3 protein-coding genes are annotated in these 6,912 nt (G+C 72.2%); 2 read left to right on the forward strand and 1 reads right to left on the reverse strand.

Translation table 11 applies throughout. The features are described 5' to 3' along the window. Window positions 1-26: 26 nt before the first annotated feature. Together ETD85_RS11965 and ETD85_RS11970 are read left to right on the forward strand one after the other, a co-directional pair. Window positions 27-1,979: a serine/threonine-protein kinase gene (locus tag ETD85_RS11965; RefSeq protein ID WP_138689727.1), complete on the forward strand. Its 1,953-nt coding sequence runs from the start codon at window positions 27-29 to the stop codon at window positions 1,977-1,979. A gap of 328 nt (window positions 1,980-2,307) precedes the next feature. Then, the gene (locus tag ETD85_RS11970; RefSeq protein ID WP_138689728.1) at window positions 2,308-5,046 is read left to right on the forward strand and encodes a WD40 repeat domain-containing protein; all 2,739 of its coding nucleotides are present in this window, start codon (window positions 2,308-2,310) and stop codon (window positions 5,044-5,046) included. Between the two features lie 358 nt (window positions 5,047-5,404). On the opposite strand, the gene ilvA is transcribed toward ETD85_RS11970, so the two are convergent. After that, window positions 5,405-6,655, reverse strand: a complete 1,251-nt coding sequence (gene ilvA, locus ETD85_RS11975; protein ID WP_138689729.1) for a threonine ammonia-lyase IlvA — start codon at window positions 6,653-6,655, stop codon at window positions 5,405-5,407. Between the last annotated feature and the right edge of the window lie 257 nt (window positions 6,656-6,912).

The raw sequence follows: 6,912 nt of genomic DNA on the forward strand, positions 1-6,912 counted from the left end.
AAAACGTCAATCGGGGGACTTGCCGGATGCTGGAGCCTGCGGAAACACGTCCGGACGACCCGGCGGCGATAGCCGGATACCGGCTGATCGGCCGGCTCGGCGAGGGCGGGCAGGGCACCGTCTACCTCGCCGTCACTGCCGACGGCAGCAGAGTGGCGTTGAAGCTGCTGCGCGCCGACCTGGCGGGGGACACGGCGGCGGCGCAGCGGTTCGTCCGTGAGGTGGCGCTGGCCCGGCGGGTGGCGCCGTTCTGCACCGCGCAGGTCCTCGACACCGGGCTGGACGGCGGCCGGCCCTACATCGTGAGCGAGTACGTCAGCGGCTCGACATTGGCCGAGGTGGTACGGGACGAGGGGCCGCGAACGGGAGCGTCCCTGCATCGGCTGGCGATCGGGACCGTCACCGCGCTGGCGGCCATCCACCAGGCCGGCATCGTGCACCGCGATTTCAAACCGTCCAACGTCCTGCTGGCCGCGGACGGCCCCCGGGTGATCGACTTCGGGGTCGCCAGGGCACTCGACCTCACCTCGACGCTGACCGGGGGTGTGATCGGCACCCCCGCGTTCATGGCCCCCGAGCAGTTCGGCCAGGTAGCTCCCGGACCGCCCGCCGACATGTTCGCCTGGGCCGGCACGATGCTGTACGCCGCTTCGGGCCGCTACCCGTTCGGCCATGACCACCTCCCCGCGGTGATCGGCCGCATCCTGACCGCCGAGCCGGACGCCGGCCACGTCGAGGACCCGGCCCTGCGCGCGCTGGTAACGGACTGCCTGGCCAAGGACCCGGCGCGGCGGCCCACCGCCGGCGAGGCGCTGACCCGGCTGCTGGGCATGCCGCCCGGCGCTGGGACGCCCGCGGCGGGCATGTTCGGGCGGGGCTCCGGCGCCACGGGTCCGACGCCTGCCGCCCGCTTCCGATGGGCCTTCCCGCGTATGGCGACCAGGAAGGCCACCGTCTGGATCGCGGCGACCGCCGTCACGACCGCGCTGGCCCTCACCGCACTCGCCTTGGCCCTCGGCACCCCCTCCGCCACCCCGAGCGGCGCGGCGTCATCCACTCCCTCCGCCGCACCGAAGGAGCCGACCGCCACCGCCACCTTCGCCCAGCCGACCCGCAGCTTCTCCGTGCCGTCCACGACGATGCGGGTCTACGAGGACGCGAACGACCCGATCAAGCTCGCCTCGTACTACGGAGGCAACGGCGTCTACATCCGGCAGCAGGGCTCGCAGACCTTCAAGCGTGACAAGAGCTACAGCCACCCGTACGTCCCGTCACCGGACGGGACCAGAGCGCTGGTCCTCAACAACTACAACCCGGACAACGGCCCCAAGAACGTCTCGATCATCGACCGCTCGACCGGCGCGAAGAAGACCGTGACCGTCTCCGCCCGGCGCGGCGTCTGGGCCTACGCACCTCGTTGGTCCGCCGACGGAAAGTACGGCCTGGTGACGCTGTCCCTGCCCGCCGCGTCCGGCGACGCCTGGACGAGAGCCGGATACGCGATCGTCGACATCGAGCAGGCGACCGCCCGCGAGGTGGAGGTCGAGGACGCCCCCGCGGCTCTTCTGCGCTTCTTCTGGGTGGGCACCTCTGTCGGCATGTGGGCCGACGACGGCACCATCAGGCTCTACGACCTGAGCGGCGCCTACCTGCGCAGCCTGGAGAACGCCCACGCTCCTGGCCAGATGGACGATGACCCGGTGTCGCCGGACGGCACGCGTTTCGTCGCGCGGTGCTCCGCCGAGGGCACCGACCTGTGCGTCCGCCCCGTCTCCAGAGGCGGCACCGCGGTGACCGTTCCGTTCACCGGCACCCGGCTGATCGGCTGGTGGGACGACGGCCACCTGGTGGTATGGCGACCCAAGGGCCAGGGATACGAGATCGTGGTGGTCGACCTGTCCGGCGAACAGGTCCGGTTGCTGGCCACCACGACCGACAAGACACAGGGCCTGTTCCACTTCACCAGGGCCGCCATCTGATCGGTCTGGCCGGCGGGAGCACGGCGGAACAGCGAGCGGAACCGAAGCCCTGGGCGCGCTGCGTTGATGGTGGCGCGATCAGCGCGGCTGCGGCCGGCAGGTCGGCGTGCGGAGCGAGCTGCCCGTCGTCGGCCGCGCGCTCCAGCCGGGCCGGCACCTCCGCGCGTACCGCGGCGGGCGACGGGGGCTGCCAGGTGGGACGAGCTCCGCCGAGGTGTGCTGCCGGACTCGCGTGGTGAACGCGCACCGGGCCGTGTCGCCGCCTGCTGACGGAGAGATCCGGAGAATCTCGGACAATTCATGATCTCTTCCGTTAAGGTCGCCCGCTATGGCGATCATGCACCTGCCCCATCCGTCGTCAGTCACCCCGCACGCGTACCTGGAGGCGCTGCGTGAAGTGGACTGGTCGGCGTTCGTGCCGGCCCGTGACCTCCCGCCTCTGCGCGCCGCGCTGGCCGGGTTGGAGCAGGTTCACGGCGTCACCGAGGCGCACTGGTTGGCGACCGAGCGGCTCAGGGAGCTCGGTGCGCTCCTGCGGCACCCCGACGGCCATCCGTACGACCTCGTCGGGCACGCCCTGAGCCCGTGCGGGCGCTACCTCGCGGTGGGGAGCTGGTGCGGGGACGACTATGAGCATGGCGGCGTGCTGCAGATCTGGGAGCTGGCCGGCGCGCGCTGCGTCAACGTGCTGGACGGGATCTCGGGCGGCGTGGGCTGGCCCGACTTCGCCCGCACGATCCAGTGGTCGGCCGACGGCCGGCGGATCGGCCTGGCCTTCGACACCAACGGCGTGGGGGTGTGGGATCCGTTCGGGGAGGAGCCGGAGCCGATCGCCGCGGCGTACGTGACCGACGGGTACTCGCGCCCGCCGGCCTTCGCCCTCGGGCCCGACGGCGGCCGCGCCTACGTCGTGGCCGGGTACCCGGAGGACGGGCGTGCGCAGGGCTATGCCGTGCCTCTGGCAGAGGGAGAGGTGGACGAGGACGACGCGCGGGAGCTGCCCGAGCCGGTGCCGGATCAGGTCAGAGCATTGCTGAAGGGGAAGCTCAGTCTCGACCGGGTCTTCTGGTCGCGCGACGGACGGCGGCTCTACGGCCACACGCACGGCTGGGCCTGCGCCCTCGACGCGGTCAGCGGACGGGTGCTGTGGTTCGTCGAGGCGGGCAGCCGCGTGAACGCCCCGGCCTGGAGCAGGGACGAGCGGTACTTCGCCCATCAGGTGCGCGGGCGGCTGCTGGTCGGCGACGCCCTGACGGGGCAGACAGTGGCGACGCTGCCGGGACATCCGGGCGCGTCCGAGCTCTCCTGGGGCGCACACGGCGCCGTCACCCGGCTGGCAGTCGTGGTGCCGGACGGGAACGACGCGGACGCCCGCCCCCATGTCACCGTCCACGACGACGGGCGGCACCGCTACGACCTCGACCTGGCGCTGGCGGAGGTGAACCGCGAGGACGACGACGGCACTGCCTGGGCGTGGTCGCCGGACGGACTGCACGCGGCGGCGCTGACCGCCCATGGCGAGGTCGAGGTCTGGAGCCTGGGCGACGTTCCCGTCCGGGTGGGGACCGTCGAGGCGACCGCGGACGCGGGCGGCGTGGTGTGGGGCGCCGACGGCGTCGTCGTCATCGTGGGCGCGACCACCCTGCGCTTCTTCCTGGCGGCCACCGGCCAGGTCATCGGGGACTTCACCTTCATGCGCACGCCGCTCGAACCGCGCCCGCTGGAGCTCGACGGTGACGACGCGGGCGAGATACTGCGCGACGCGGGGGAGACGAGTGCCGACCCGACGTTCGCGCTCGACGACGAGACCTGGGCCGTGGCCTTCGAGCAGGGGTCGGTCATCGCGCCGCGCGGCCGTGAGGAGGACCTCGACGGCCTCCTGACCTGGGCGGTCGAGCGCCGTTTCAGCTGGCCGGTGCGCTGGGGCGCGCTCGACGTCCTGCCCGACGCCGCCACTGCGGCCGAGCGGGTCGGCCCGCCGCTGGAGGAGTACCTGGAGGCGTTCCGCGGACACACCGAGCCGGTGACGACCGGGACCTGGCCCCCGCCCGACACGGCGACCATGGACGACCTCTTCACGTTCGTGATCGACGCGGTGGAACCGCTGGGACAGGGGTGGGATCACCATGTGAGCGAAGGCCTGCGGCACGCGGCCAGGCTCCGGGCCTACCGCGGGGAGCCGGGCGGGGCGCGGGCGCTGCTCGGCAGGATCCCGGACCCGGCCCAGCGGGTACGGGGCCTCGCCGACGTCGCGATGATCCTGGCCGCCGCCGGACGGAGGGACGACGCGCACCCGTTCTTCGACGGCGTCGAGTCCCGAGCCGAGGCCGTGATCGACGAGTACAACGCGGCGTTCGTGGCATCGTCGGTGGCGGGCGCGCACGCTGCGATGGGGGACGCCGCCCGCGCCGACGCGTGGTTCGAGCGGGCGCGGGCGGCGATCGAACCCGAGACGAACCCGTGCGAGCACCGCCTGGCCGTTGCGTGGGCGCTGATCGAGTGCGGTCGCGAGGACGAAGCCCTTGCCCTGCTGCGGCAGAGCGAGGAGAACCCCTCGACCTTCTACAGCGGGCCGCTGCTGGCCTACCTGATCCGCACCGGACGCGACCATCTGGCCCGCGAGCTCATCCCCATGCGGGCTGCGCACGCCGAGGAGTGGCAGGCGCAGGGCTGGTTCGACGGCTGGGAGGCGGTCGAGCTGTTCGTCGCGGCGGGCCGCCCGGACCTGCTGAGCGCGTGGGCGCAGGTCTACGGCAGCGGTTACGCGTATGAGGAGCATCTCGCCCAGGCCGGCACGAACGCCCGGCTCGACCCGGAGCGCGCCCGGCCGGACCAGATGGAGCTGGCCGCGCTCGCCGACGCCCACGCCACGCTGATGAAGACACCGCGGACCCGGCGCGAGCACCCGACCGGGCAACTCGTCGTCCAGGCGGCCCGTTGCGGCCACCTCGGAGCCGCGTTGGAGCTGATCCGTAGCCTGCCCGCGAACGACTTCAACGGCCGGCCGGGTCACGCCTTCCGCACGCTCTGGATCGCCGCCACCGGTTTCGAGACCGAGCCCTGGTGACGCCTGCCGGCCGCGTGATTTCCGCGAGCCGGCGAACGCCGTTCTTGTGACCAGCTACCACGAGGCGCTTTGGGAGCGCGCCCGCGACGTGCTCAGCCGGCGCGCGGCCCCGCGCGCGAGCCCTCTTCGATCGCGGCGAAGTGGCCGCCCTGTTCACGCTACGAGCCAGACACGAGCCGGCGACGACGATCGAGGGTGCGCGGCGGCGCGAACTCGCGCGATCGCTCAAATGCTCGCAGGGTGCGGCGACCTCGTGGCATAGGTCGTGAGCCTGGGCCGGCCCTGGTGGCCTGGTCTCCGGTCGATGGTCAATGGAGTGGTGCCGGCATGGGCGAGTGAGGTGCGAAAGAGAACGGGGTCAGAGAATGAACGTGAACAGGGGCGAGCCCGGTGGGATGCGCTCCACTGTGAGGGGGCTGGCCTTCATCCGGAACAGGAGGCTGTCGAGGTCGCCGGCCCGTTCGAGCTCGATGCCGACCAGCGCCGGGCCGGTGTCGCGGTTGTTCTTCTTGACGTACTCGAAGGCGATGATGTCCTCGCCCTCGCCCAGGATCTCGTCCAGGAAGTGGCGCAGGGCGCCGGGGCGCTGCGGGAAGGTCACCAGGAAGTAGTGCCTCAGCCCGATGTGCACGAGAGAACGCTCCAGCACCTCGTTGTACCGGCTGACGTCGTTGTTGCCGCCCGACACCACGCACACCACCGGCCCTCCGGACGTGTACGGCAGGAGCTCGCGGGCCGCGGCACCCGCGAGCGCCCCGGCGGGTTCGGCGATGATGCCGTCGGTCTGGTAGAGATCCAGCATCTCGGTGCACACCGCACCCTCATCGACTGCCACGATCTCGTCGACCAGGTCCTTGACCAAGGGGAACGTGGCGTCTCCCACCCTTCCGACGGCGGCGCCGTCCACGAAGGTGTCCAGCTCGGGCAGGGCGAGGGGCCCGCCGTGGTCGAGGGCGGCGCGCATGCTGGCGGCTCCGGCGGGTTCGGCGCCGACGATGCGGGTGGCGGGTGAGTGCTCGCGCAGCCAGACGGCGATGCCGCTGATCAGGCCGCCACCGCCGACCGGGACGACCACGGTGTGCGGCGCCTTTCCGCACTGCGCCAGGATCTCCATGCCGACCGTGCCCTGCCCGGCCATCGTCCTGACGTCATCGAACGGATGCACGTAGATCGCGCCGGTGCGCTCGCTGTCGGCGTGGGCGGCGTCGCTCGCCTCGTCGTAGGTGCTGCCGCCGACCACGACCTCCATCCGGTCGCCGCCCAGCGCCGCGATGCGCTCGCGCTTCTGCCGTGGCGTGGTGGACGGGACGTACGCGCGGCCGTTGATCCCCAGACGCGCGCAGGCGAATGCGACGCCCTGCCCGTGGTTGCCCGCGCTCGCGCAGACCACGCCGCGCCGCCGTTCCTCCTCCGTGAGCGAGGCGATCAGGTTGAACGCTCCACGCACCTTGTAGGAGCGGCAGACCTGCGCGTCCTCGCGCTTGAGCAGCACCTGACCGCCGAGCAGGCCGGACAGCCGCTGGTTCGGCTCCAGCGCGGTACGGCGTACCACCGGCCGCAACCGTTCGGCCGCCTGGCTGATCATCGCGGCGGTGAGGCGGTTGCTCATGCACACTCCTGGTACAGCAGTGGGTCAAGGGGATGGCGGCAGGACGTCTCGTGACGGGGACGGCGGCAGCCGAACGGGCGATCACCGGCAACGGTGTCCGTCGCCCGGGCAGCACACCGGTCACAACGATCCCACCAGGCCATGGTATTCCTGCGGGGCCTGCCTCTCAGCCAGGCGAGAGCCTGCGGGCGCGGTGCGGGTGGGATGTCACACGCGGGTGGACTATCGGGGGCGAAGCGGGACGAGGGGAGTGGGGC

This window comes from Nonomuraea zeae (genome assembly GCF_005889725.1).
Classification (GTDB): Bacteria; Actinomycetota; Actinomycetes; order Streptosporangiales; family Streptosporangiaceae; genus Nonomuraea; species Nonomuraea zeae.